At 40.0% G+C, this 26,481-nt stretch carries 36 protein-coding genes; 1 reads left to right on the plus strand and 35 read right to left on the minus strand.

The window, feature by feature from the left end; translation table 11 throughout:
* Positions 1 to 134: 134 nt before the first annotated feature.
* From P364_RS0121150 to P364_RS0121255, 21 genes are all read right to left on the minus strand, one after another.
* Positions 135 to 1,766, minus strand: coding sequence for an S-layer homology domain-containing protein (locus P364_RS0121150; protein ID WP_024632071.1), 1,632 nt, complete (start codon positions 1,764 to 1,766; stop codon positions 135 to 137).
* 149 nt (positions 1,767 to 1,915) lie between these two features.
* Positions 1,916 to 2,518 (minus strand): nitroreductase family protein, encoded by a 603-nt coding sequence (locus P364_RS0121155; RefSeq protein WP_024632072.1) that lies wholly within the window; start codon positions 2,516 to 2,518, stop codon positions 1,916 to 1,918.
* A gap of 129 nt (positions 2,519 to 2,647) precedes the next feature.
* The gene (locus tag P364_RS0121160) at positions 2,648 to 2,893 is read right to left on the minus strand and encodes a hypothetical protein (RefSeq protein WP_024632073.1); all 246 of its coding nucleotides are present in this window, start codon (positions 2,891 to 2,893) and stop codon (positions 2,648 to 2,650) included.
* Positions 2,894 to 3,073: 180 nt separating this feature from the next.
* Positions 3,074 to 3,844: an acyl-[acyl-carrier-protein] thioesterase gene (locus P364_RS0121165; RefSeq protein ID WP_024632074.1), complete on the minus strand. Its 771-nt coding sequence runs from the start codon at positions 3,842 to 3,844 to the stop codon at positions 3,074 to 3,076.
* Positions 3,845 to 3,897: 53 nt separating this feature from the next.
* Complete coding sequence (locus tag P364_RS0121170; RefSeq protein WP_024632075.1) at positions 3,898 to 4,758, minus strand: AraC family transcriptional regulator; 861 nt, start codon at positions 4,756 to 4,758, stop codon at positions 3,898 to 3,900.
* Positions 4,759 to 4,917: 159 nt separating this feature from the next.
* A complete protein-coding gene (locus P364_RS0121175; protein WP_024632076.1) occupies positions 4,918 to 5,466 on the minus strand; it encodes a glutathione peroxidase in 549 nt (182 codons plus the stop codon).
* A 131-nt stretch (positions 5,467 to 5,597) separates the two neighbouring features.
* Complete coding sequence (locus P364_RS0121180) at positions 5,598 to 6,068, minus strand: hypothetical protein (RefSeq protein ID WP_024632077.1); 471 nt, start codon at positions 6,066 to 6,068, stop codon at positions 5,598 to 5,600.
* Positions 6,069 to 6,327: 259 nt separating this feature from the next.
* Positions 6,328 to 6,840: a DUF6886 family protein gene (locus P364_RS0121185; RefSeq protein WP_024632078.1), complete on the minus strand. Its 513-nt coding sequence runs from the start codon at positions 6,838 to 6,840 to the stop codon at positions 6,328 to 6,330.
* 50 nt (positions 6,841 to 6,890) lie between these two features.
* Positions 6,891 to 7,391: a GNAT family N-acetyltransferase gene (locus tag P364_RS0121190; protein ID WP_024632079.1), complete on the minus strand. Its 501-nt coding sequence runs from the start codon at positions 7,389 to 7,391 to the stop codon at positions 6,891 to 6,893.
* 39 nt (positions 7,392 to 7,430) lie between these two features.
* A complete protein-coding gene (locus P364_RS0121195; RefSeq protein WP_024632080.1) occupies positions 7,431 to 8,066 on the minus strand; it encodes a hypothetical protein in 636 nt (211 codons plus the stop codon).
* A 173-nt stretch (positions 8,067 to 8,239) separates the two neighbouring features.
* Positions 8,240 to 8,881: a FusB/FusC family EF-G-binding protein gene (locus tag P364_RS0121200; protein WP_024632081.1), complete on the minus strand. Its 642-nt coding sequence runs from the start codon at positions 8,879 to 8,881 to the stop codon at positions 8,240 to 8,242.
* Positions 8,882 to 9,145: 264 nt separating this feature from the next.
* Positions 9,146 to 10,003: an MBL fold metallo-hydrolase gene (locus P364_RS0121205; RefSeq protein WP_024632082.1), complete on the minus strand. Its 858-nt coding sequence runs from the start codon at positions 10,001 to 10,003 to the stop codon at positions 9,146 to 9,148.
* A gap of 151 nt (positions 10,004 to 10,154) precedes the next feature.
* Positions 10,155 to 10,337, minus strand: coding sequence for a hypothetical protein (locus tag P364_RS0121210; protein ID WP_024632083.1), 183 nt, complete (start codon positions 10,335 to 10,337; stop codon positions 10,155 to 10,157).
* Positions 10,338 to 10,520: 183 nt separating this feature from the next.
* The gene (locus P364_RS0121220) at positions 10,521 to 11,456 is read right to left on the minus strand and encodes a GNAT family N-acetyltransferase (protein ID WP_024632084.1); all 936 of its coding nucleotides are present in this window, start codon (positions 11,454 to 11,456) and stop codon (positions 10,521 to 10,523) included.
* Between the two features lie 76 nt (positions 11,457 to 11,532).
* The gene (locus P364_RS0121225; RefSeq protein ID WP_024632085.1) at positions 11,533 to 12,591 is read right to left on the minus strand and encodes an alpha/beta hydrolase; all 1,059 of its coding nucleotides are present in this window, start codon (positions 12,589 to 12,591) and stop codon (positions 11,533 to 11,535) included.
* A gap of 144 nt (positions 12,592 to 12,735) precedes the next feature.
* Positions 12,736 to 13,671: a cysteine synthase A gene (gene cysK, locus P364_RS0121230; RefSeq protein WP_024632086.1), complete on the minus strand. Its 936-nt coding sequence runs from the start codon at positions 13,669 to 13,671 to the stop codon at positions 12,736 to 12,738.
* A gap of 172 nt (positions 13,672 to 13,843) precedes the next feature.
* On the minus strand, positions 13,844 to 14,320 hold the full coding sequence (locus P364_RS0121235) for a GNAT family N-acetyltransferase (RefSeq protein WP_024632087.1): 477 nt from the start codon (positions 14,318 to 14,320) through the stop codon (positions 13,844 to 13,846).
* A 61-nt stretch (positions 14,321 to 14,381) separates the two neighbouring features.
* Positions 14,382 to 14,936, minus strand: a complete 555-nt coding sequence (locus tag P364_RS0121240; protein WP_024632088.1) for a GNAT family N-acetyltransferase — start codon at positions 14,934 to 14,936, stop codon at positions 14,382 to 14,384.
* A gap of 249 nt (positions 14,937 to 15,185) precedes the next feature.
* The gene (locus tag P364_RS0121245) at positions 15,186 to 16,250 is read right to left on the minus strand and encodes a polysaccharide deacetylase family protein (protein ID WP_024632089.1); all 1,065 of its coding nucleotides are present in this window, start codon (positions 16,248 to 16,250) and stop codon (positions 15,186 to 15,188) included.
* Between the two features lie 418 nt (positions 16,251 to 16,668).
* Positions 16,669 to 17,208, minus strand: coding sequence for a GNAT family N-acetyltransferase (locus P364_RS0121250; RefSeq protein ID WP_024632090.1), 540 nt, complete (start codon positions 17,206 to 17,208; stop codon positions 16,669 to 16,671).
* A 170-nt stretch (positions 17,209 to 17,378) separates the two neighbouring features.
* Positions 17,379 to 17,909 carry a DUF6933 domain-containing protein gene (locus P364_RS0121255; RefSeq protein ID WP_052016704.1) on the minus strand — a complete coding sequence of 177 codons (531 nt, stop codon included), beginning with the start codon at positions 17,907 to 17,909 and terminating at the stop codon, positions 17,379 to 17,381.
* Positions 17,910 to 18,012: 103 nt separating this feature from the next.
* On the opposite strand from P364_RS0121255, the gene P364_RS0121260 reads away from it, so the two are divergent.
* Positions 18,013 to 18,360, plus strand: a complete 348-nt coding sequence (locus P364_RS0121260) for a hypothetical protein (RefSeq protein WP_024632092.1) — start codon at positions 18,013 to 18,015, stop codon at positions 18,358 to 18,360.
* 286 nt (positions 18,361 to 18,646) lie between these two features.
* Here the strand turns inward: P364_RS0121260 and P364_RS0121265 are convergent, their stop codons facing one another.
* From P364_RS0121265 to P364_RS0121330, 14 genes are all read right to left on the minus strand, one after another.
* On the minus strand, positions 18,647 to 19,120 hold the full coding sequence (locus tag P364_RS0121265; protein WP_442952296.1) for a GNAT family N-acetyltransferase: 474 nt from the start codon (positions 19,118 to 19,120) through the stop codon (positions 18,647 to 18,649).
* Positions 19,121 to 19,141: 21 nt separating this feature from the next.
* Entirely contained in the window at positions 19,142 to 19,939 is a 798-nt protein-coding gene (locus P364_RS0121270; RefSeq protein WP_024632094.1) for a phosphotransferase, read from the minus strand.
* Positions 19,940 to 19,951: 12 nt separating this feature from the next.
* Positions 19,952 to 20,230 carry a hypothetical protein gene (locus P364_RS0121275; RefSeq protein ID WP_024632095.1) on the minus strand — a complete coding sequence of 93 codons (279 nt, stop codon included), beginning with the start codon at positions 20,228 to 20,230 and terminating at the stop codon, positions 19,952 to 19,954.
* 66 nt (positions 20,231 to 20,296) lie between these two features.
* Positions 20,297 to 21,103 (minus strand): N-acetyltransferase, encoded by an 807-nt coding sequence (locus tag P364_RS0121280; RefSeq protein ID WP_024632096.1) that lies wholly within the window; start codon positions 21,101 to 21,103, stop codon positions 20,297 to 20,299.
* Between the two features lie 46 nt (positions 21,104 to 21,149).
* Positions 21,150 to 22,034 carry a hypothetical protein gene (locus P364_RS0121285; protein ID WP_024632097.1) on the minus strand — a complete coding sequence of 295 codons (885 nt, stop codon included), beginning with the start codon at positions 22,032 to 22,034 and terminating at the stop codon, positions 21,150 to 21,152.
* A 30-nt stretch (positions 22,035 to 22,064) separates the two neighbouring features.
* Positions 22,065 to 22,619, minus strand: a complete 555-nt coding sequence (locus tag P364_RS0121290; RefSeq protein ID WP_024632098.1) for a GNAT family N-acetyltransferase — start codon at positions 22,617 to 22,619, stop codon at positions 22,065 to 22,067.
* Between the two features lie 57 nt (positions 22,620 to 22,676).
* Positions 22,677 to 23,138 carry a GNAT family N-acetyltransferase gene (locus P364_RS0121295; RefSeq protein ID WP_024632099.1) on the minus strand — a complete coding sequence of 154 codons (462 nt, stop codon included), beginning with the start codon at positions 23,136 to 23,138 and terminating at the stop codon, positions 22,677 to 22,679.
* Positions 23,139 to 23,315: 177 nt separating this feature from the next.
* On the minus strand, positions 23,316 to 23,441 hold the full coding sequence (locus P364_RS38505) for a hypothetical protein (protein WP_268870904.1): 126 nt from the start codon (positions 23,439 to 23,441) through the stop codon (positions 23,316 to 23,318).
* Between the two features lie 18 nt (positions 23,442 to 23,459).
* Positions 23,460 to 23,861 carry an NUDIX hydrolase gene (locus tag P364_RS0121305; RefSeq protein ID WP_024632100.1) on the minus strand — a complete coding sequence of 134 codons (402 nt, stop codon included), beginning with the start codon at positions 23,859 to 23,861 and terminating at the stop codon, positions 23,460 to 23,462.
* 83 nt (positions 23,862 to 23,944) lie between these two features.
* Positions 23,945 to 24,376 (minus strand): GNAT family N-acetyltransferase, encoded by a 432-nt coding sequence (locus tag P364_RS0121310; RefSeq protein WP_024632101.1) that lies wholly within the window; start codon positions 24,374 to 24,376, stop codon positions 23,945 to 23,947.
* 33 nt (positions 24,377 to 24,409) lie between these two features.
* Entirely contained in the window at positions 24,410 to 24,832 is a 423-nt protein-coding gene (locus P364_RS0121315; RefSeq protein ID WP_024632102.1) for a DUF1801 domain-containing protein, read from the minus strand.
* 23 nt (positions 24,833 to 24,855) lie between these two features.
* The gene (locus P364_RS0121320) at positions 24,856 to 25,092 is read right to left on the minus strand and encodes a hypothetical protein (RefSeq protein WP_152532733.1); all 237 of its coding nucleotides are present in this window, start codon (positions 25,090 to 25,092) and stop codon (positions 24,856 to 24,858) included.
* Positions 25,093 to 25,107: 15 nt separating this feature from the next.
* Positions 25,108 to 25,593: an NUDIX hydrolase gene (locus P364_RS0121325; protein WP_024632104.1), complete on the minus strand. Its 486-nt coding sequence runs from the start codon at positions 25,591 to 25,593 to the stop codon at positions 25,108 to 25,110.
* 75 nt (positions 25,594 to 25,668) lie between these two features.
* Positions 25,669 to 26,445 (minus strand): class I SAM-dependent methyltransferase, encoded by a 777-nt coding sequence (locus P364_RS0121330; protein ID WP_024632105.1) that lies wholly within the window; start codon positions 26,443 to 26,445, stop codon positions 25,669 to 25,671.
* Positions 26,446 to 26,481 lie beyond the last annotated feature (36 nt).

Below are 26,481 nucleotides of genomic sequence, written 5' to 3' on the forward strand. Positions count from 1 at the left end.
CCATTTACACCAATCAACCAGAATCAAACGTTATCTGTTACAACTTAGCTTTTACCAAAATAAAATAACCCAAACCATCCGTCTGAATAACGGTGCGTTTGGGTCAGTTTAAGAAAGAATGATCATTCCGGAATTCAGAAAATGTATGATTCAAATCGTGAAGCGTTCGAAATGGCATTCCATACATCTGTGGTCTCTCCGCCCATATACCAATAGGCTAAGCCGGCAATGTTACGTTCTTCACTCATTATTACTTTCGCGGATAATGAACGACTGTCCTCTGCCCATATATATCTTGGCGTACCGTTACTGTTATATCCAATGACATATTGGACCAGAGAGGCATCCCACCGTCTCACAGAACCTGAAGCTCGTGCACGTGTTCCTTGTTCTGCCAGGGTGATATCCCATGAACTGGCTGCCGGATTAACGGAAGACCAATCTCGTGTATATAAGGGCAGGGCCAGAATTGTTTTGGCGCGAACGACCTCAGCGAGCATCGTATCCAGAGACTTTTCGAGCCAAGGAAGAGATGCCACTGACCCCGCTTGTGGGTCGCCGTTCCAATGTTCCTCATATCCCATCAGTACCATGTAATCCGATACGGCACCCAATTGGGCATAATCAAATGCATCGGTCCAGTCTGTCCCCAGATCGGGGGATACATCCACGGATACGACGGCTCCCAGGGCATGCAATGACGTTGTCAGAGAGGTGATAAATGCGGTCATTCCTGCGCGATCAGCAGGTAGTACGTTCTCGAAATCCACGTTAATACCATCCAGTTTGTATGTTTTCACATACGACGTGACTTGTGAGATCACAGCCGCCCGGTTGGCTGAACTGGATAACATCTGGTGGGTAAGGTCCGGGTTCGAACGATTGCCAAGCAATGGCCATACCTGTCTGTCTGTAGCAGATGCCCAGGATAACAGCGACGTGTCCGTGAGATCCGTGATTTTCATGCTGCTGTTCAGGAAAAACCAACGAGGAACGAGTGTGTTTGCTTCCGACTGTTCAATCTGTTTCTTGAACTCAGCAGTAGAGGAGTTATATTGCCATCCCAGCTGAATACCGAGCTGGTCTTCGCTTTTCAGCTGGTCTGACCAGGTTTTCTTTTGCAAAATGGCATCCAGCATCACTGCTGCCTCTTCTCTGGTCACCTGGTCATGCGGCCGAAACTTGCCGTCACTGCCGCGCATTAAGCCAAGCTGATATACGGTCTGCACATAAGGACGCGCCCAATCGGATATCCCCCCTGCGTCGTTATACGTGGATGACAGGAGATTCGTTGATTTGGAGGATTGTTTTAACATCCTCACTAATAGTGCAGCTGCTTCTTCCCGAGTGATGGAGGCGTTTGGCTGGAACACTCCCTGACTCTTGCCCTCAAGAATGGAAAGATTCGTCATGGCTGCGACATTGCCGTAATACCATGCGTTGATACTGACATCGTTATATGGATTAATATTGTTCTTAACGGGCTTCAACCCTAGCAGTCTGACGGCAAATGTTGCAAATTCAGCACGAGTTACCGCCTTTTTGGGTTCAAACGTATTCTCTGAGGTTCCAGCAGCAATTCCCGCCTTGACCAGATGTGCAATGGCATCCTTCGCATAGCTGGAGGTTGTATCCTGGAACACCTGCTGAGCTGCTGCTGCTTGAGCTGCAGGGTTACCGATGGAGATTGAGCCTATTGCAAGTACACCGCACAATACAGCATTCCATAGCTTTTGGCGGGTACGTTTGTTTATTCTATTATTCACATCAAAAAGCCTCGCTTCATTGGAGTACGATCTACACAATCGTATCAAATTGAAGCGAGGCCGTATGTGGTTAAATACTGGGAAATTCGCTGAAGTGATGTACCTCAATATTTTCAATCAAGGTCGACATTCGAATTCAGGCGAAAGCCTTACTTGTGTACTTTTACACGTTGTTCAATCGGTTGGAATTCTTTCTCGCCTGGTGTTGCAGTAGGTTTGCCGAATGGCATTTGAGCGATCAGTCTCCAGTTCTCGGGAATGTTCCATTCCGATTTGACCTTCTCGTCAATCAACGGGTTATAATGCTGCAGGGATGCGCCCAGACCTTCTTGCTCCAATGCTGTCCAGATCACCAGTTGCAACATACCGTTAGATTGGTTCGCCCAGATCGGGAAGTTATCCGCATACGATGCAAAGTTTTGTTGAAGCTGTGCGATCACATTGTTGTCTTCGAAGAAAAGTACAGTACCGTATCCGCTGCGGAATCCGGCCATTTTCTCAGCTGTAGATTGGAATGCTTCTTCGTTGCCAACTACTTCACGCAAAATTTCTTCCGTGTGATTCCACAGTTTGTCGTGTTGTTCACCAAGCAATACTACAGCGCGAGATGTTTGTGAGTTGAATGAAGTCGGAGTGTATTTCACCGCTTCTTCCACAATTTCCTGGATTTTAGCATCCGAGATTGTGGATTCCTTGCTGATTCCATAATAAGATCTTCTGTTTTTCAATGCTTCAAAGAAAGATTTAGACATAAAACATTCGCCTCCCAAACTGGTATTTCCTAATTTGCCAACACAGTAACTATAATATAGTAACATACATTAGTCAACAAACTATTTTATTTTCACCAAATGTACTTTTATTCTTTAGAATGAATCTGATCACTGCGACTCGCGATAATCCGCTCGATATTTTTCTTCGGTTGAGGAATTGCTCTTGGTTTGATCCTTATTCTTCTCTTCCTGCTTCTCCATATTCAGATCTTCCATCGGAATGGGGTCCACCGTCTGTTCTTCTTCATGCCGATCAAGCAAACTTTCCTTCTCTGTCGGATACTGCTCCGGATTATCATGGGAACGATCCTGATGTGTATCCTTGTTATTTTGATCCGGGGTGCGCTCTTTCATTCGTGATTCCTCCTCTATTTTCATTTACCCTTCTTTTACCTTTTCTGACTGCCTTCTAAACACGGAGCACATATGAGATGAACGTAAAAGGTACATTCCGTGTGTGCATCACGAGGCAAAAAGCAAAAAGCCAACCAGAACAGACTGGTTGACTTGGATCTACTTGTATTCAATTGTAATTCATTCAACAAGGGGCGGTGTGGTGAAATCCCCCAAGCTCAATTTGGCTTCAAAAATAACACTCTCATTCTCTTCTGCCAATCTTCCTCGGAACCACACAACTCCATCCGTAACCACTGAACGCTCAACGATCATTTGCTCCTGCATGCGAATCTCACGGTGATATGATATTTGCAGACGGATTATACCTGCGGCCAGCTCCTCTTGTGTTAGCGCATCACAACACACGTCTGCATATCTGGCATTATTCATGTGTCCATTACTGTCTGTGCTGCTATATTGTACAGTTAGACGATATTGTTCCTGCAAGCTCAGTTCAGAGGGAACCGTCACTTTGGCAGGAGGTTCGCCCAATGATAAATCGGGATGCGATTTCACCTCAAAAGGCAGAGCTGATGGTCTGACGACCCTGCGTCTCTTTAGATCGACCAATGCCCAAGCCGTGCGAGCCTCAGCCAGATGTGTTCCGTCTCGATCTGTAAGGATATAATCCCTTAACCAGGTCACGCCTTTATTTTCTTTATGCCACGTCTGCAATGATATTTCTTCTTCCAATTGAGCTGGGCGTAATATCGTGACATCTGTCGTTAACAGCATCCATCCGAATCCCTGATCCAGCATCTGCGATACGGTAACTCCCATGCCTGCTAAATCGCGGTCTGCTGCCAACTGCATATGCTCCAGTAAGGCAGATGGACGACATTGAGATTGGTAATCGGCATCAGCTGATCCAATTCGGTAATGAAGCTTGAATGGTTGTTCAGATTGCATTGAATAAACCTCCTCAGGCTGTGCAGTAGGTAATCTCTGGACCGTAACCTACACTAATCAAGGGATCGATGTAAACGACTCCGGTACAGATCAGGTGCACACCCTACACTTTGTTTGAACATTCGGCTGAAATGGGATAACCGTTTGAACCCGGCCAACCGGCTGGCTTCTGTTACACTGATTTCCGGCTGAAACTGGAATAACAGCTTGGCCTGATTGATGCGGCGGTCATACACATATTTAAAGATGGTACTGCCCGTCATCTCTTTAAACAGCCCTGCCAGATAAGGCTTGGACAGATGAAGCTCACTTGCCAGATCATCCAGACCGATGTCCTCCATGTAATGGGTGTCCACATAACGAATGATATGCTGTACATGCCGCTCCTTCTCGGAAGAGGGACTGTGGTCCTCGACCCTGCCTCGGCAGATGCCAGCTATAACATACAGCAGATCACATAATCGAACGTTCATGCGCTCCTCTTTGAAATCCCCCGGATTCACCATAAGCTGATGAAGATTCAGCAGCAAGGTTTCGAATTCGGAGCGGGTATTCCCTGTCAGATTGATGCGGCAGTTTCTCAGTTCTTCGAACGGCCTCAGTACATCGCTGACCCGATCCGGGTGCAGACTGCTGCGGAGAGCCGAAGGGTCGAAATGCAGCGTCGTTCGCACATACGGCCTGCCCGGCATTGGATGTGGTCGATGAAGGGTCATCCCATGCATGAGGACCAGATCACCCGGTTCAAGGTTGTATACTCGATCTCCAATAAGATAGGTGCATTCTCCCTCATGAAAATAATACACCTCGTAATGCGGATGTGAATGAAATCCGTCCGACACTCCAGGGTCATACGCGTTAGTAGAGCGATAGTTATATTCCATTGGGCCACTAATTTGCATGATACTTGGCACGTTCAAGCACCTCCTGTTCTGGAGAGGTTTCTTCCCATTTTACCCGTTTCACATCATGTCGGATAGTACTGGGCGGAGTTTTGAAATATAGAGGGCCATGCACATATCCGTTAGTATGCACGGTACGTGTCATGGCCCCTTGAGATTGTGAAAGATAACTTACAGTAGCTGTTCAATACTCGCCTGGATCTCGTCGATCGAGTCAACAGGTTCAAAACGTTTGACCACATTTCCTTCGGCATCAATCAGAAACTTCGTGAAGTTCCACTTGATTGCATCCCCGTGCAGCCATTCCGGTGCTTTGTCTGCCACCATCAGCTTCAGCAGTTTCGCTTGTACATCTGAATCATCAAAGCCTGCAAAAGGTCCCGACTTCTTCAAAAAGTCAAATAAGGGATGCGCCGCTTCGCCGTTGACATCCATTTTGGAGAACATGGGAAATTTCACGCCATAGTTAATCTGACAGAAGGATTCTGCCTCTTCGCTGCTTCCCGGCTCTTGCTCCGCAAATTGGTTACACGGGAAACCAATGATCTGAAGCCCCTGCTCTTTATACCGGTCATAAAGCTTCTGCATGTCGTCGAATTGATGTGTGTACTTACACTTGCTCGCTGTGTTCACGATCAGTACAGGTTTTCCTTCGTATTGATAGAGCGGGAAATGTTCACCACTCGTTTTGGTTACGCTAAAGTCATAGATGGTTGGCATAAGATTAGTGCACCTCGCGATGTTATGTAGTTATACAGACTCATATGAATTTCTATTATATACGAAATAGAATAAAGGTATAGCTAAATTGGTCATTTTATTGCTCCATAATCTCTTAGGGTACCATCGACTTATTCAATGACTTTAATACTTATAACATACTTGGATCTGGGCAAAAACATTATCTCCAATTTTTTATCTCGCTCCTGCCAAGCTATATCGTGTGTATTGTTCAATTCAATCTGATTAATTTCAATAGTTTGCTCCCTCCACTTCCTACCCATTGATGTTATAGAGTGAGGTATGCCTGTTATTTTCACGTATTCTTTGGAGAGATATGGACCTATATCCCGAACACCAGATATAACTCCAGGTAGAAAAAACAATATTAAGCCTATACCGGCAATGACACAAAAAAACTTGGAGGATATGCGCTTAAACACATTTTTAAATTTATTCATATTATGAAATAGTCCCAATCCAAGAGATAATATTCCCATCACAACTCCCATCAATCGCATAAAAAGCCAACAAGGAAAAAATGTCGGGAAGAATGCTGAAATACCTAAAAATAACATAAGAACACAAATCAGTACTTTCAAAAGTGTCACCCTCCAGTAAAAGGCTAATCAAAATGTTGAGATGTTCACGTTAACAAACATGTACTTAGGAACTTCAATAAAATCAGAAATATTTGATTTTAAAACCTGGATCAATTTATTTATTGTCCTTAAATTCATAATCATTAAAACCACTAAATCTTCTCACCCTTAGCTTCCAAAAATGATCCCATCCTTATACAACATGTCGTAAGCGCCTTATAATTTCGTACCATCACATCATAGCGTAAAAGTAATCGCTCTAAACTTTCGTTGCATTATTGAATCTATGTATTCCAAATTCATTGAAATCCGATGTAAGTATCGCCTCTCTCAGCGGGTACAGATTTGGAGTAAATCTGAGTTCAATTCCTTTCTTAAATAATCTCTCTATTAAACCATCCATGCGGTCTATATGTAGAGGCTTGGTAACCCGATAAGAAATGTAGTATCCCGCCGTTGGATCAAAAAGCTCGAAATTGGTGTCATCGAAATGATACCTGTACATGACCTGATTCGTGATTTTTGGAAACCATGAACTTTCAACCGTAACGATGATATTGGCATTAGAATGTTTGAAAAACTTCTCGTTATTCTCATCACTTATCGTGTTTGTCTTTTTACAGATGATTCTGGGGCAATCTCTTGGAAAGTAATATGAATATTCATGCTCTTCATCAATGGCCCACACCACTGCAGGAAATTCAGGTCTGTTTTGTTTCTCCCTAGGAACAAAGACTTGGATATCTGAAACCTCGCTAAAATGATAAAGCATACAAGCACCTCTCATCAATTAGTTACGATTAAATCTCCGATTAATGCTTTCTAATTCCGAGAAGTGTTCCACTTCCCGTCACATAAAACAACAGAGGTTTCGATTTGTCTTTCGGGAACGTTCCAGTATTGTGTTAATAACCGCTTCTTTTCCTCCGATGAAACAAGGTTAAAACCATTCTTCAAATAGAATTTGATAGCCCATTCTGCGGAATCCCACGTTCCTATTAATATCGGTTTATCGGTTGAGGCCACCAGATGAGCCAACAGCTTTGTGCCGATTCCGCTCCCCCGTTGGTGAGTTCTTACATACGCATGCCGAATTAAAGCAACATCGCCTTTATCCTGAATTCCCATAACGCCCCATAATCTATGATCATCTTCAAAACCCCAAAATACGACGTCATCACTGATTTCCTGTTTCAATTCTTCCAATGACATATAGGGTTCATGATAGCGATCCTCAGGAATCACTCCATGGTATGCCTTTGCTGCATCATTAATGATCTCAATCATTGCATCCGTATCCATGCTATTGCACAATCTGATCATGGCATAAGCCTCCTAAAGGTTCATAGTATTTGGATTGAACTATCGTAAAGGATATATCAATTCAATCGGTTCATTACTCAATTCCTCTTTGAAAATATAATTATGATCTGCTCCCACAACACATAGAATTTTCTTACCCGGATTTAAATGATATGTGTTCTTCACACGTTGAATCATAATCTGATTTCGTACGATCCATCTAAAGTTATTGGCTTTTGGATTAATCTTATCCAGCCATTCATATTTTTGTTTGGTCATAGTATCAAACGCAACCGAGTTAAAGGGAATCGATCCAACGTCATATGTATTCATTTGTTTAGCAAACCATTCATCATCGATCTTCTCCAACGCTTTGCGCTCCTCTTCTGTGAAGCCGTTAAAGGGATCAAAATCATTCCAGACATCTAACTCAAACCAGTCTATCGGCACAAACTCTATATTCCGTTCCTCGCACAATGGAAAGACAAGCTCCCAATACTCACTGGCCGGCTCTCCCCAGTATCCCTTATCCTGTTTATCCACGTTATACTTCTTCCAACTTATGGGATGCACTTCACCACAGATAATATCCGGGTTGAATTCTGTAATCAAATCCTGATACAAGGTAAGTGAGCTATGATATTTCTCTCTTAATTCTGTATTATGAATCGTCCCCAATATTCCAACGACCGTCATATTGTTTCTCCTTTGTAAGTGTTAAATAAATGATTTTGAGATTCCTATGTATGACTACATGTTAACAATAACAATGATCAACCTTTTTTTCCAATGTTTTCTGAACACCTCTGTGGAAACATACGTAAGCAAAAAAGGCCACCTTCGCAGGCAGCCCTTTACTTGTTATAACCTTATTTACGAACGGAGAGAATGAACTTCTCCAGCGATTCTGTATTGGTAATGCTGTGATTACATCCTTGGTTCTCCATGCATACGTATTGACCAATCGCAGAATAATTATCCGGTAGAGCGTTCTTGGTTTTAACCGTGAAGAAGGCAAGCTCTTGATGCCGATTACAGAATAGGCAATACCCCTTCTTGTGTGTCGGCGTTATTCTCCCCTCAATACCGATAAACTGTCCTTCGAACGGATATACAATGAATAATTTGTTTGTAGCAATATCTATCCAGCTCAGATACGTTACATAACGAAAATCAATGGATTGTAGATCAGGCATTTTCATCTTTTTGTTCTTCGGAAATAACTTCTGAATTTGCTTCAACGTAATCGGTGGATACAACTCCAGGTAAGGTTCTAACGTTTTCAAATACCTTTGGAAATCATCTGTTGTCCCCAGTGACGAAATTTGCTCCAGCAGTTGCTGCTGATTCTCTGTCAGTTCCGTAAATGCTGCAATGATGTTTGTTGCAGCACTGTATCTCACGGTCTCCAGAACCCTGCGGTCCGCGGCGGATTGAAACGTTTTGCGAACAAATTCAGCTTGTCTTTTAATCAGATTATATTGGTGGTTTCTAATAAATGATGTACTCATAGCTTTCAGCTCCTTATTATTCATAAAAAATTCAATAAGGGCAAAGCCTGTTATTAGAAACGATAAAATTAAGTATGGGCGAAAAAATCTAAACTATCGCACCCCACGCAAAGTATCGCCCCCGATCAGGCTTTGCATGAGTTATTTCTAGCTAACGAGCAATTCAGCATTGCCATCTGAGTAACCCCCAATCAAATATCATGCGAAAAGTATATCAGAGAATTTCGGACAGATCAATTGAAATGGGCCCTCATGGATATTCATTTATTCCGTTGCTTTTGATTGTAATATCTGATCATTCACAAATCCTTGTAAGAAAAAAAGCTCATCGTCATTTGCTTTTCGTTCATTGGCTGCCTCAAATCGCTCAATCGCTTCCTCTAAGGATGTTGATTTCACAGCATTATTGGCTAAGATGAGCTCTTTATAATATTTATCCATCTCCTCCAAGTCACAGATCGATTCATGACCAAGAAGAAAATGCGTAGCATCATATTTCTGAATATCTTCTATCATAGGCAATAAATGAGACTGTTTAAAATGATACAAAGCGTTTGTCGTTGTGCAATACACACTATCGCCTAGAAATATCACCTTTTCATCCGGAATGAACACAACTGTTGAGTCATCCGTATGCGTACTTTGAATGGTCTCAAGCACACAAAATTTATTGCCCAAGTCCAGATGGAGAGACTTTTCAAAAGTAATATCCGGGGGACATAACTGAAATGTCTCTCTCTCCGGTATTTCATTTTGTATCGTCTCCATACAATGTGAAGTCATCTTCTTGGAATCCACATACTCCTGAAGAGAGCGGTCATCATAAGAATAGTTCCTCCACTCATTCATCTTTTGGCTAGTTAGACTATTCATAATAATCGTAGCTCCGTATTCATTCATGCCTAAAAAATGATCCCAATGTGCATGCGTGATGACCACATATTTAACGGGTGGAACGTTTAACTTCTCTATTTCATATAAGAAATCCCTGGCATGTTGAACCGAATTCCCACCATCAACAACAAGGCTGTATTTATCACCGCACACTAACCCTAATGTCGGTCTTTCTTTGTTATTTTGGTTAGATAGATAATAGATCGTTTCACTTAATTGATTTAGCATGTTCATTCTCCTCTATAGTAAATTCTTGATCCATAAGAGAGAAAATCTGCATGCTTATTTGAATCAACATTTAGATTTTCTCATTTTATTGGTTTACCAATGGAATCACCTCCTTTGTTTCTTCACATACTCGGCTTTTTTCTATGAACTGTTAGCTGCTCAAAGGCATATGCAATACGATTGCTGGGTTCTCATTGTTCATTAGTAAGCGTCGGGGTCGTTGGATATTTTCTTTAAGCGCAGAAAAATAGTATCCCAACAACAGGTACATACTAGCTTCGCCTTTTAAATCATAAAGCACCCTAACTCCTCCTAGAAATTCGTCAACGTTCATCCCTTAGAATCTCCTTGATTTCTCTTAATTCTTGCAATATTTCTTTGGTGTACTGGTTACTCTTTGAATTATCCATTCCGATTTTCACAACAAAAATACCAAGAAACAAAGACACTACCAACATTAAGATAGTCTCCAATAGTTACCATCCATCCTTCCTACAGCAACAGGAACCGTGACTATTCAATTTACAGGTAGATACATTGTTTGTATCTCTTGAACACCTGGAACAAATCCAAGATTAAAATAGACTGATTCAGCATCGTTGCCTTCCATGACATATAACTGTAGAACTGGATACTTGTCTTTAAGTTCAGTCAGTGCTCTTTGCAGCATGCGCGTAGCAAGTCCTTTTCCTCTGTAAGCGGGGTTGACTCCTATGCTGTAAACTGCTGCTTGATTGTCCTGTAAACATAGGCGACAGTTAGCTACAAGCTGTCCAGTAACCTTATCATATACCAGGGTAGAGGCTTGAGTTAGGTTCTCATTGGTATAATGGACTTCTTCGTTCGGGATAAAGTCTTCAAGAGATGTCTTCTTTCTGCGTAAGGCTTCAAAACCGCCTACAAAGCTTTCAAAGTCACACAGAGCGATTTCATCTTCATTACTGTATTGCTTAGTCCCCGTTTCATTTTCGATAATTTCGGGGCTCTTAATCATAAGATCAGGATCCCAATGCACATTGAAATGATCTGTAGGGCGCTGCATCCAGCGGCATCTAAACTCATCTGGCCAGAATCCAGCCCTCGTAAATATATGTACTTGATCGGGGAGAATTTCATATACCTTGATACGTTGAGTTGGATCAGACCATTTTATAAGTATTTTTTTAAGAAGCTTCAGTACCTCAAATGAATCATTGAATGGGGGAATAAAGAATAGATGATATAACGTATTGGGTGCCATTCTTACCCCACCGATTTTTGAATCTCCTTTATAAATCCAAAAAGAGTTATTCCGCGAAACATTGAAGCCTTCTCCTTTAAAAAATCCAGTATAGGCCATATTATAATAGACAGAACAATACACTCCCCATTCTTCGGGATCAGCCTTTTGAATGGAATATTCATTAGATAAATCATAAGAATAAAGTTCCTCAGACCAATTATTTAATTCCACGCGTCATTCCTCCTCATGAATGCGAACTACCTTCAAAAATTTTAAGCGTGTGTTATCTAAACATCTCTAGTCCCCCTTAAATAACTTGTCCTTTACTATTTATTTGATCAATTCCATCTTCAAACTTATTTTTCAGCAGTTCACGAAATTTATTTTCTTTCTTCTTTAAATGCTCCTCAAAGAAAGCAGTAATACACTTATTAATAGTAGAATGCTTGTCTTCTATCCCATTTTCATTGTAATGTATCGGGATGTCGCTAAAAGTCATATGATAAGCATCGTTTAGTTTTATAAATGAACTATTCAGATCTCTTGAGTTAAATAGAGACTCATACCCACTCAGTAACAAAGGTAACAGCTCGGGTGAAATTTCACTTTCCAGTTCTTCAAACGAGCATTTTTCTTGTCGAGCTACCAATAACGGAACAGATATTCCTTCATCTTTACTCGCCGTTATTAAATGAAAACTAGGGTCTAATAGAATACTAGCCTTAATTCTCTTGTCTCTTTTGAGCAATTCATAAGCAGCAGCCCCACCCAATGAATGACCAATGATCCCCATTTCATTCACATCGACTATAGCCCTAAGATCCTTAACTGAATCCAAGACCTCATCTACATTTCTCACAACCCAACGAATATCTTCAATTCTAAGCTTCAATAATTGTTCCCAAGAATGGATATCTAAACTGTCTATTTCGGATATCTCATTGGATTGCTGGACAAAGCGACCGTCAGGAAAAATGGAGAATATAGATTCATGAGTCGCTCCTACAGTAATAACAGCAAATCCAGACTCCACTAAATGTTCTACACAAAAGGAATACATATCTCTAACTACACCAAAAGCCGGAGCTATAACAATAATGGGACAGTTTTTAGCAGTAATATCCACACTCTCATCATTATGTATTTTTGTATCCAGCTTACAAATATAATCTCTATCAATGCCCATACTACAGAGCATATCAACAGCTAGAGAAGTATTAGGTTCAAATAACGAAGTATACTTCGACTCATGTTCCACGGGATTGGAAGGATAGTATATGCTAATGAGCACTTCTCTAGTTTCCTTACTTATGGGATCAATACGTGATTCATCCTTTAAAACAAAAACCTTTCTACCAACAGTCATCGCGTTCACCCTTTCTATATTTTTGTTAATACCACACGGTTTAATGTTTACTTATTTCGTTTTTGACCCCTCACCCCTAAATTTCTCCAAAGAAAACATCAACGAAGCGATAAAAAGTAATGAGGGCGGCTCATTAAGTTCATCTTATGCCTCAGAATAAAGGCCTGTTGATAAATATCGTTCCCCTGTATCCGGGAATAGAACAACTATACTTTTATTTTTATTCTCTGGCCTTTTTGCAATTTTTACTGCTGCATAAGCAGCAGCACCAGACGAAATTCCAACTAATAATCCTTCGGATTTAGCTAACAAATGCGCTGTTTCAAAAGCATCTTCATTTCTCACCTGTACGATCTCATCAACTACAGATCTATTAAAATTGTCTGGAACAAAACCGGCACCAATTCCTTGAATTGAATGCACTCCTTTAGTCCCTCCAGAGAGTACCGGGGAATCCGAAGGCTCTACAGCTATAATTTCCACATTTTCTTTCCTTTGTTTAAGTGCTTCACCAACTCCAGATATGGTTCCGCCTGTACCCACTCCACCAATAAAAATATCCACTTTGCCTTCAGTATCTCTCCAAATCTCTTCTGCGGTTGTTACCTTATGTACTTGTGGATTTGCTGGATTTTTAAACTGTTGAGGTATAAATGAATTAGGAATTGCAGCTGCTATTTCTTCAGCCTTTTTGATGGCTCCAGACATTCCTTCTGTGGCAGGTGTAAGAACTAGTTCTGCTCCCAAAGCGATCAAAAGCTTCCTACGTTCTACACTGAAACTCTCAGGAAGTGTTATGATTAATCTGTATCCTAATGCTGCAGCTGCAAAAGCAAGCCCTACACCTGTATTTCCGCTCGTCGGTTCTATTATCACTGAATTTTGGTTAATTAAGCCTTTCTCTTCAGCGTCTTTAATCATTCCATATCCGATTCTATCTTTTACACTACCTGCTGGATTAAAGTATTCCAATTTGGCAATGATTTTCGCCTCAACTTGGTACTTTCTCGCTAAATTAGAAAGCTCCAATAGTGGTGTATTACCAATCAGATCTGTGAGGTTCTTCGCGATATTAGCCATTTTTTTATACCTCCAAAATACATTTCATACTAAAATAGTTGGTTTTAATATCACGTTATCACGTATGGTAAAAAAATACAACTGTTGAACTTCTACTTTACGACACAGGGAAGTTCGAGCTATTAGACTGAGCGTGAAACTTTGTTATAGAATCCCCCTCTAAAAATAGAATTCAAAGTTCCAATACGGTTATGAGCTCGTCGTGGCACACTTCACCATTTTCATGGAATCCAAAGCCCTCATATAGCTTTTTGGCAGCCAAGTTATCAGGACTATATGGAATCCAACAATAACGTGCAGGTCCAGCTGGGAAAGTTCGAATAAACTCCAATATTTTCTTAAATGCTTCACGACCATAGCCCATGCTCTGGTGCTGTTTATCAATCATCAGTCGCAAAATACAATAGCTATTATCAGCAATGACAGGAAGATCATAACCTGTGATTCCATAAGTTATCATGACAAAACCTACGGGTTGTTCATCTGCGTAAATCGCAAGCGGGAATGGGGTGCCACCATTGGTTGCCAGGACATAACATGATGCTACGCTTGAAAGATTCGAAGCAACATATTGTCGCTGTTCTTCTGAAACTTCCAAGTTAAATATAGAACGTCGGTTATCTAGTGTTATTTTTCTGAGCGTAATCATGTGTATTCTCTCCTCATCAAACATCATAGTTTAAGCGTTTTCATGATAATACCCAGTTATCTTACTTGAACTTCTTTCTCATATACAAAGCTATTTCTTCGTTTTTGCTCGGATTATTTGAATATAGTGATACATCAATTCCTTCTATTTGATAACCACATTGTATGTAAAAATGAATGGCTGGAACATTCGTATTCTGGGTTTCTAACGTGATAGCTCTGAAGCCTTGTTCCTGAGCAATCTCATTCACTTTATTGATCAGCAGCCTCCCATATCCTTTTCTTATGTATGTCTCATTAACCTGCAAATGCCATATCATCAGCGTATTATTCCAATGTTGTGGTTCTGAAATGGCGAGCGCTATGATTTTCCCATCTATAAATATTCCATAAGAAAATCCCATTTTTATGATTTCTTCATATCGTTCCAAATCTTCTGTACTGTTCAATTCTTCTTTTTCGTAAATGTCATCCAAATTTATTAACGTTAAATGCATACTTAAGGAGCCTTGCATCTCTTCTTTGGTAAGATCATATTTTTGAGTGGATTTATATGCAAAGCTTCCAAGTTGAAGCCAATCTTCATTGGATAGAGTCTCTATTTTTTTGATATCCATTACATCACCCCAGAAATATATATTTCAGCGACCAGCACACAACTTGTTTTATACATAACTGTTATATCTCTTCTTTCGACTTTAATTTTCCATTTTCCTGCATTTCTACTTTATATCCCATCTATCTACTATAATTCATCGCCAGGAGCACCTTGAAAATCCCGTCGGGTCGGACCCGACAGGATTTCATTTGAATACATATCCTATCTTAAATCAAAAATTCTAGATTAGTTTAACCACTCTGATTATTCAGTTAATCTCTAAATAGTCGATATATACATCCCATGTTCCGTCATCAGCGGTTACAACGAGTTGAATCTCCTGGTTTCCGGTCCCATGGCTGATATTGTTAAGGGTGTAAACCGCGGGACTGCTTCCTCCGAAGTAAAAGGTTCCCTTCGTTTGGCTGCCAATCTTCAAATCGACTCGGGCCATATTGGAATTATTCGAAGCACCACGGAGTGAGAAATTATGAGTGCCGCTTGCAAAATACTGTGTGTATTTGACCAAATCATTATTGGCGTAAAGAACAACTCCGTTAAACGGCGAGCTAATATTACCAGTATACTGGCCGCCTTTGGTCATATTCTCGGCTTCCACTTTCGTCCCGGTACTTGGAGGAATGGTTGTACCACCGTCAGGCGCGATAGCCCGGCCAGTGCTCGAAGAGATCATACCGGAGCAAAGACCACGGCTCTTCAGGTTTTGTGCTATCTGCGGAATCGCTTGCAATGTCGTTTGATACTGGTCATGCATCAGAATAACGTCACCGTTTTGCATTCTGTTTATGGCAGCTACGATCTGGGCGGTGGAGGCGCCATTCCAGTCCTGAGAATCCACGTTCCACAACACTTCGGTTAAACCATTTTGGCTGAGGACAGATTTTAGAGTAGCATTGGTCGCGCCGTAAGGCGGACGGAAAAACTTCGGTGAACTTCCGGTTATCGACTGGATGGTCTGCTGTGTCCGGGTGATTTCCGATGACATCTGGGAGCTGCTCAATGTCGTCATATCAGGATGCGTATAGGAGTGGTTGCCGATCCACATGCCTGCTGCCACCTGTGCGCTGACAAGAGATTGATTATTTTGGGCGCTTTGCCCTACATTAAACATCGTAGCCCGCAGACCTGCCTGCTTTAACGCATTGAGCACGTTTGTTGTGTTGCCGCTGGGGCCATCATCAAACGTCAGGCCTACATAACCGTTTGGACAGTTGGCATCGGCGGCGCTGACGGTAGGCATCACCGGTATGGAGAACAACGTGCTAAAGAGTGCAACAGACATTGCTGCCTTTACCAGTTTGGCTTTGAACATTATAAATTCCTCCTTTAAACTTAATAACAATATCGTTGTTCGCTTCACTCCCAACCGTTTAACCTCTTTACTACGCTCTAGGAAGTTGACCTTCTCTCTTTCATACGATTACCAACTCTAAAAAAAAGCGCTTTCATAATTTGATATTGTATGCCTCGTTTCGTGTATGTAAGCAGTTCCTTCCAGATGGATACAGTATAAACGATATGTATATTTAAAGTAAATTCAATTTAAACCAAATTATTCTATTTTTTCAACTTGTCGCTATTATTCCCCTTGGCCCCTATGAACTTGTGGAAAAGGCTCCTTGGACTCTAACTTCTTCTCCAGCTTCTCTTTGGTAAACCAAGGGGCATGTGCTTCTATGAGAACCCTCGCTTCATTTCAAGTCAAGCCATATCTTGAATAAAAGGCAGGCTTATGTTGCTACGACATGCTGCATTTCTTCACTGCCTGTTAGAAAGCCTGCTCGCTCCACATAATATAAATCATAGATCTGTTCGGCATAATTTATCGATTCATATATCTCCGGGTATATATCATTTGCTAATTTGACATACGGTAATTTTCCAACCGCTTTGTTGGATCGGATGTTTTGTTTGCGAATTTTCAGAAATACCGTTTCAATTTCATATTGCAGAAACAATTCTGCAAAGAAGGCTTCCTTTGCTCGTTGGTTGTAGCCTTTTCCAAAATAAGGAGCTCCAATCCAAGTGGCAAGAAACCCCGTCTTATTATCGATTTGATATAGATCAATGGTACCGATGGGATGTCCCAGCTCATTAAGGATCGTTCTTGAAATACATATGTTTTGCTCTTCTTCAACAACCACCTGCTTGGTTACGAATAAATATTCTTCATAAGATCGGCACTTATGACGAACATAAGGAAAAACTGCGGGGTCCAGCATTAAATCATACAGTGAGTGGCATTCGTGCAAGTCTCGTTTTTTTAACATTTAAACGACCACCTAGTCCTTTTAGTTCGCTGAGTCAAACAAACTAAGTATATAAAAGGACTTGTGGAATTTAATGAATTCTATATTGCTTTTATGTAAAATTCATCATAGAAATGTTTTCCACATCATTTGGCTGGACACTTCACGCGCCGCCCCAATGAGGGGTGCTGTTAATTTTCATTTTTGAATCTGTTTTCCAGTTCCTTAACAAATACCTCGATGGGATCCTTATAATCAATTGGTTTGTAGATTATTCTATTAGTCCATTGGTGTCGTATGGCCTCGTCTCTCAAATCATCGTTTTCATGCTGAATCGTATTCAAAATCAGCATCATTTCATTCATCGTGCCTATAACATTCCTGCTATCCGTTTTTGTAATTACCTCTTCACTACATTCTTTTATATATGAATTAGCTAACGCTTCAGGAATTTGTTCAACGGCAAAATAATCTTGCAAATGATTTACAAAAACCTCTTTTAGTTTATTGGCTTGATTCGTTCGAATTCCGGTTACCGTTAAACTCAATCTAGAAAAATCATTCATAAACACATAATGTTTTTTGCCATATAGCTTAAAGAAATTGACATGCCAACTAAAGAAAGCATCTGCAGGCTGCTCGATTATTTCAGGTTTCACATTCAAATCCTTTAATGTGTCTTTCGTTGCTTTAAAAATTATCATGAATCTTGTTCCTTTCATTTTAGCTTTCTCATCAATATTAATAACAACATTTCATGCGTCGGGATAAAATTTTTGGTTCGAGGAAACATTAATTATACCACTTATCCCAGGGAGTGATGTGATGCTGTACCTTATCAGCTTGGTGCTCATGTTTACAGGCTTAGCCTGTATCAATATTATTTTTTCATATCAGAGCAAGCATATCGACCCTCAATTCTGGTCTACGTTTAAATTCCATCTTTGGATGCTGCCTTTATTCTTCGCAGCTAATCTGAGTGTCGGATATGGCGTCAAGTTTGGTATGAAAGCCGCCAGCCAACTGGGCTATGTCCTGATTATTGCCAAATGCATGGAAGTGCTCATCTCCATATGGATGGGGTACTGGTTTATGAAGGAAATCCCTTCATGGAAAACGTGGGTTGGTCTTGCGGTCATCATTATTGGTGTTGTTCTGGTTAAGCAGAAATAGAAGTCAGTTACAAGTGCTTTCATCTGCTTAAATGCAAATGAAAGGAAGGGCTTCAAGGGTAAAAGACCTAACACGATGCCACACTTGAAAACTTGATGCATCATATTGTTGCTGCCTTTAAGTTAAATATGGAACATCGGTTATCAAGTGTTGGATATCGTTGGTTGAAACCTTTTTCCAGTGTGGAATCCCCAATCCTTGTAGCAAGAAAACCTATCATCAAGTCGAGATGTTTTCCATACGGTTTTACTCAGGCGGGGCTGAGATTGGGACCTCTCTCGATAAATTAAAATAGGAACCTATATACAATTTCATCATCATATACATCTCCGGTCTCAGCAAATCCCATTTTTTCGTAAAGCTTTCTTGCAACTTCATTATCTGAACATACCGTTAAATTCAAACATTTGCTATGGACATAGTTCTCTCTGATATATCTAATTACCGAATCTATCGTTGCTTTTCCATATCCCTTACCTTGATAACTTACATCGATCATAAAACCATTTAACCAATAGGACCAAGCTGTTGTTTCATCTACTGTAATCATGACAAAACCCACTAAGTTATCCTCCGTATTATATATACAAAATGGCAGATACTTGTACTCATCCCCATCTGGACGAATGTGCACTTTTGCTAGAGACACGGCTACTGATGGAACATAATGACTTTGATTGGCTTGAACTTGTAAGTTTAATGCATCTTTCCAGTTCTCTCTTGTTGTAGGTATTAATCTGATCACAATAAAATCACTCATTCCGTTTCATTTTTTAGTCGATTAACTCCAGTCATCGAAATGCTTCTCAAGAAACTTTGCTTCCTTCTCATAATGAGCCAAATGACCCTCTTCGATCATTTTGATAAAAGCAGTCTCCCCAGACGCAGCCCGATCAGATAATGTAGTACACATGAAATGAATTCGAGAAACCACCCATTCCTTCAGATCTGTCGGCACGTCCATACCATAAGCATTAAAAAATAACGCTATACGTCTTTTCCGTTCAGATGCATGATCGTGTTTGTGATATGGAACGACTTCCCTTTCATCTTTACCCGGTGAAAAGCCTGCTAGCGGAACAGAGGTATACAAGCTGTAAACGATATCCCATATACGCGGACCAGGCCCTGCCATGTCAAAATCAATGATTCCTACAGGAAGTCGATCTTTAAACACAACGTTATACAAAGCAAAATCGTTATGGCAGACCACTTCTTCAAGTGAAGATGTTTTTGGAAAGTTATTGGAAGACTCGGTACTTGTAATAAATCCCACTGTAGCATCATGATAGCCTTTTAAAAGTCTCGCTACTTCTTTTAGGGTCTCATCCGACCACATATAACTTTCCATCTCAGGATAATCATTTCCCGGCACTTCACCATCCAGGTAAGAAAGAATCTCTCTACCCTGCTCATCTGCTCCCAAATATCTAGGGGAATGCGCATAGCCCACCTTTTCAAGGTACAAAAGCAATTCATATACATACAGATTCGGTATTGCTTCACGCCGAACGGTGCTCCCAACCTTTACAACCTTGTTCACATTGCCTCCGTTAAGAATCTCCTCGTGTTCCCGCAAAATAAACTCCTCCTATGTTCGGTTTTGGGTATATCTATTGGTTTTATCCTTTCTGGAACTCCCCGGAAATCCGGAAACCAATAGTACAAATCCGACGAAAAATAAGAAATATACGAGTATACCCGTAAAACCATTATCACTTGCTGGTATTAACTCACGCGCTTTCCCACCTGAAGCATAACCAGCTTCTACTATTGCAATGGATATTCTATCCGAAATTCTATCTAGGGTAGAAATAAAAACGCTGCTAACCATAAGAACCGCACCCAGGATTTTATTTGTATTGTTCATGAGCTGCCTCCTATTTCCGTTTATGATTATAATCCATTTTTAATGCCAAGCCTCGTCAACTGGTTCTTATCTTTCAGACCACGCGGTTCGGATGTATCCCAACTTCATTCCAACATGCTCCATATTTCGATGGCTTTGTGATAAAAAAGAACATTGCCCCACCACTAGGTTACATTCCTTATTCATGGCTTCCGTTATTCTTCTATTCAAAAGCTGCTGATGTACACCCTGATTTCTAAACTCAGGTAATGTTGCTGCAAAGGTTAAGGACGCCTTTTGATTTTTAATAAACAGAACGCTTACCGCTACGGGGATCTCATTGACATATGCGATGTAAAACTTCCATCCTGGACGATGATAAAGAACCTTATTATTCTGCGCGACATAAGGTATACCGTCATCCGACATACCGGTCCCCCTGCAATGGATGGTCGCATATAGCTCGAATTGATCCTCTTCAAGTTCTTGAATTCGGATATGATCTGATTGATTCCTATTGTCTTCAGGTTTGATGATCAGGGATGAATGAAATCCCGATGCATACATACCAAAGTCGGTTAAGCGTTTCAAGAATCTCTGATCCACCACAGATGGAATAACTTCGACCTGAACCTTTCGATCTCGCTGTCTATAAAAATCAATGATAGCATCCATGTGTTCCATATCATTATTTGTTAAGCCCTTCACCGTATTAAAAGTGGGCCAAGGCATGGTCTTACTATAGAAACAGATGGCATTTCCAAATTGCTGAATCTCAATTCCTTCCGGATTGTTTTCCCGACCTTGTATAGCAAGCATGCGATCTGTCATATAATCGATTTCAGAGATTTCAATTTCTTTAATTAAATCTAAGGATGGAATCAGTGGATTCATATCTTTACCTCCAAATAAAATTATGGGAACTCTATTTTAATTTCCATCAAAAAACTTCTTTGCATTGCCGATACTTTACAATGGTTAGATGCTCCCACTCCTTATACAGCTGCTCTTTAGAGAGTATCTTCCATGGATTAAACATCGTTTGCCCATCTTTATTGAAATATAGTTGTTCTCCCAGATGGTACGCTGCATGTTGAATGATCCCATTCTTATCTGTCCATATGACAACGTCCCCTTGAACCAGATCCTCTGTTATTAGCTCCTCGTAATGATACTGTTCTAATTTCTCAAGAAACGTTTTTTGATGTACCCATTCATAGATAAACCATTCCTGTTTTCCTTTGGAGATTGCAAACAAAACTGCTGCGAGGCAATTTGCACCTTGGGAACTAGCAAATGAATTGGCATATGGATTTAGAAAATCAGGTAGCCACTCAGGTGGCTTCACACATTCCCCTTTATCCCACCATTCGTAAACCATTGTCGTAAGTATCTGTTCTTTACATGATATGTCCAGATTTTCCCACAGGAAGCGTTGGAGGATCACATGTCCATCAATTAAATAGCTTGCAGGTATTTCCGCCAGATCATGTATAAATGCAACGGGTAAAACAAGTCCCCTTTTACTTTGCACTTGTGCATTTAATAGAGATCGTTTCTTATCTTCAGGGATGGTTTCTATCCATTCTTTTTCAGCAATAATTACATAATCAACGTTCTTTATATTCCAGTACTCATAACCATTTACATAATTCACTTGCCTATATGTGCTGTGGTTATAGAACTCATCTTTTGGCATTAATAGTACATCAGTAAAGTCAAATTCATAATCAAGATGCTCTTTCGATAGGAAAAATAAATCTTTTTCCGGTACATAGCAATCGACCCAAGACCGTAAAACTTTTTTGTCCGGCTTAATATTCAAATATGTATTCCTCCGCGTTGGATTTGGAATTTATTCTTTCATTTTATTTCTCACTATTCCGTAGTAAATCAGATCCTCATACCGGTCTTCTTTCTTGACATGATCCATCAGTACCCCTTCTTTCTTCATGCCAATTTTCTGTATTACTTGTCCGGATGCCGGATTAGAAGCAAAGTGTCGCGCATATACCTTATGATATTTTTTCATATCAAAAGCGAAGTCCAAGATCGCCTTGGCAGCTTCTGTTGCATATCCATTTCCCCAAAAGGGTTGACCGACCCAATAGGATAACTCACCATTATCGTAACGTTGGTGATTAGATAATGCGATTGCCCCGTATAAAGCGCCTGTTTCCCTATCACAAATAGCAAATTCGTATAACTTATCCGCATTAAAATTTTCGCTATGGTGTTCTATCCATGACAAAGCACAATCTAATGTATATGGGTAGGGTAATGTGAGTGTACTCTTATATATGTTGTAGTCATTACATAGTCTGGTAACGGTTTCAGCATCTGCTTTCGTAAATGATCTTAATAGTAACCTTTCTGTAGTCATCGTTTTATTGATATCGTCATACACCATGCTATCCCACCTTATTTGATTAAAATAGATCATTATACCTTCAAAATGACTACTCTTCTATTTCAATTTTATCTTATATACCATTTCACCATCCTGATTCTCCAATTCCTGATTTTTAAATCCTATCTTCTCATATAACACTCTTGCGCGAGTATTACTTTTTTCTACGGTTAACGAGATGATTCGGCATTGTGGATGCTTTTCCTGAATACATTCCAATATCGTATAAAGGGATTTACTTCCTAAGCCTATCCCTTGATAGTCCTTATCGATTTGAAATCCTCCAATCCAATAATTATCAGTACTTAGCGGTGTATAAGATAAATAGAAGAAACCAAACGCTTTGTCACTTTCACGCAAAAGATATGGATCAAAAGCTGCATCCCAGGGCTTCACGTAGGCATATGCTAAAGATTCAATGACCGTTGGAACAAGATTTACTTGCGTCTCAAGTAATGATATTGCGATCGCTTCTTCCCAATTCGTTTTATCGACTGGCTCTATAGAAATTAGATTCATTTAAATATTCCTTTCGGCTTCCAAATCTTATTTCGTTGAAGTAGTTTAACGACTTACATGAGTCCATATAATCAATCTATCATTTCTATCGTCTCTATTACGTTATATTTCTCAAAATCATTTATAATAGTCAGTGGTAGATGATCAAATAACTCAGATTGGGTCGCCCACATATACTCACTTTCCACCAACGGTTTCCCAGCTTTCCGCATCAACTTCATCTACAGCTGAACGTTTTAATATTAGTACCCTGCTTTTATTTTCAATGACTCCTTTAACCACAACAACGATGTTATTTTCCAAGATACCTTCACCCCTATGTTATTCAGAAAACTCAACTAAAATGGGATGAGTGCTTTCATCCAATGCTTTGTGAATTCTCTCCTTAAAATTCCCCCATGTTATCATTTCATTGGCTTGTTCCAATGTAAAGAATCCAACCTCATCACTTTCACTACTTGTAGTTAGAGTTCCTCCAATCGGTTTTCCAGTGAATATATTGTTACATACTCCCCGGGTAGTGTTCTGATATAGACCACAAAACTTAATAAGTTCAATATCGATACCAGTCTCTTCCTTCACCTCTCGAACGGCTGCTCGTGAGATGGTCTCGCCTTCTTCTACACAGCCTTGAGGCATTTCCCAGCCTCTCCGTCCCTTCATAAGTAAGATTTCATTGTTCTCATTAAGGACAATTACACTTGCAGATACGATAAATTTCATTCAAAATCCCCCTTCTTTAGTTTTAGTTCATAGCCGTAATCCACATTTAATTCCCCTCTGGAGTCATCCAATATCTTTGTGGTTTATAACTTCTTTTGAAGTAATACTTCTTCCGTTCTCTCATAGTTTGATTTTTCGTATGTCTTTATAGCCATCTCATTTCTTTCACCTGTCAGAATCTTCACACTGGTCACACCTCGTGCTCTGAGTTCATCCTCTATAAAAGCAATCAACAAAGTAGCCAGCCCTCTTCTCCGGGCAACTTCGGTAATATACATTTCTGTGATTTCTCCTAGGAGACCACGATAACAAAAAGATTTAAAATATTGAGCACAAGCAAATCCAACTGCCTGATCGTCAATAACAGCTAGAGCAATCAGCTCATCAGATAAAGCAAGGCTCTCTTTTACTTCATCTACGGATGTACCCACTCCATTAAAAGCATCATTGAGCTTTAGAAGGTCCTCTGCATCATTTGCGTTCGCCCAGCGAATATACATTTTCTCTTCTGTCATCACATGACCTCCAATAATATCTGTCAACGGCAATTAGTGATCCGGATAGGTTTCTTTCAAAAACCTGATGGATTGGTTGATCAACCCCTGTAATACATCTACATGGATATCTGCAACTTTATTGATGTATACACATGCTTTTCCTGTCGTATGTTTTCCAAAGTCCTTTAATAGATTCTCTCGCTCTGCATCACCTGTCGCAAAATACAAACTGATTTTTGCTTTTCGGGGAGAAAAACCCACCAGCGGTGCATCTCCTTCATGACCAGATTCATATTTATAATGATAAGCGCCGAATCCAATAATACTCGGTCCCCACATCTTTGCTTTATACCCTGTTGTTTCAGTAAAAATATCTAATAGTTGATACGCGTCTTCACGTTTTTTGGTATTCTCAACACTTTCAATAAATTCAATGACGCTGTTGTCTGTTTCTTTTGTTTTAAGTTTGTACATTGATAAAATCGCTCCTTCATATATCAGATTACTCTCTGCCGTTTTAATATAAGAAACAGACTTAATATCATGCCAACAATCAGAAACACTGTCCATTGTTCATAACTAGTAATCAGAATCAGTTCCCAAAAACCTACTGGCCCAGAATTTGGTCCATCACTGTAGGGATAGGCAAAAATAGCTGGTATTACTCCCAGGGCAACAAAAACGATTCCAATGATCAAAGAAAGGAAATAAACAGCTCTCTTCAAAGAATTCACACCCTCCAGCCCCTCTCAAAATCCTTGATGATTCAAGTAATACTTAATTCCAGCACGATCAACATCGGAAAAATCTAATGGGTTCTCAATAAATAATTTATTTAGTTCCTTAATATCAATCCATTGAATATCTACTGTTTCATCACCAGCTTCTAACAATTCTCCACTTGCCTTACATCTAAAATAATATCCAACGGAATCAATTGGTCCCTTAGTGGTTTGATAAGCTGCGAATGGTCTAATACACTCCACTTCAAATTCAGGATTAATTCCAGTCGTATCAATTCTTGTTTCCATTCCTTCTATTTCGTAGATAGTTAATCCAGTCTCTTCTTTAACCTCTCTTACCAGAGCTTGGACTAACGATTCAAACAATTCAATTCTACCTCCAGGAAGTTCAAACTGAAAAGCAGAGTCCGACTTTGTTCTTCTTTGAATGATAATCTCCGTTGCTTCGTTACCAGATCTTTCAATGATCGCTCTTGAGTTAACATAGAACATCCAACCAGTCCTTTATAAGGTTTGAATTTTCTACAATGTTCATATCGTTGTTATATTCGAAATGAATAATTCAGTTCACTTCAACTTCTTTCCTAAAAACAAAGCAACTCTATGGTCTTTAAAAATATATCCACCTGATCTATCAATAGAATTTTTGATTCTATTTAACAAATTGTTTCTGTCCGGTTCCGACAGTTGTCTATGCTTTGAATTGGTATTAAGCAACGAAATATAATCGCTGCTTGTGTATGGAAGAATTTGGATATATTCTTTGACTTCTATACTTGTAAAATTACCTGTTTCCTCAGTGATCGCTTTTCTTTCATTTATGGTTTCTTCAGGCGTTTGTAATTTGGAATCGTCTAAATGTGGTGCAAACTCTTTATAATGAGATCGTATTTCATTGTGAATCTCATCGTACATTGGCACATGAATGGTCCAGAAGAAACCAATTGCACCTGAATCCTCAAGTAACTCCCACACCCTGCGATAACCAAACTGAGGATCAATAAAATGAAATGCAGTACCCGAAACTGCTAATTTAAAAGGACCACCTTCACCGTCCCACTCTTCGAACGATGTATTGATCACTTTAAGAGATTTATAGGATTTGAATTTTTCTGCAGTGAGCCGGGCTAATTTATCCCCCAATTCAATACATGTAATATTTTTATATTCTCTATCAACTAATCCATTTGTTGCTTGTCCAGTTCCGCAACCTATTTCAAGGATTTTATCTTCTTCTACTGCATTTGAATAATTAAAAATATCGTCAAACATTTCATCAGGATAGGTGGGTCTATATTTTTCATATTCACTAGCAATACAATTAAACGTCTCTTTATTTTCCACTGGACACACTCCCTTATTATGATTTTGGTTAAATCC

Source organism: Paenibacillus sp. MAEPY2, assembly GCF_000499205.1.
Classification (GTDB): Bacteria; Bacillota; Bacilli; order Paenibacillales; family Paenibacillaceae; genus Paenibacillus; species Paenibacillus vandeheii.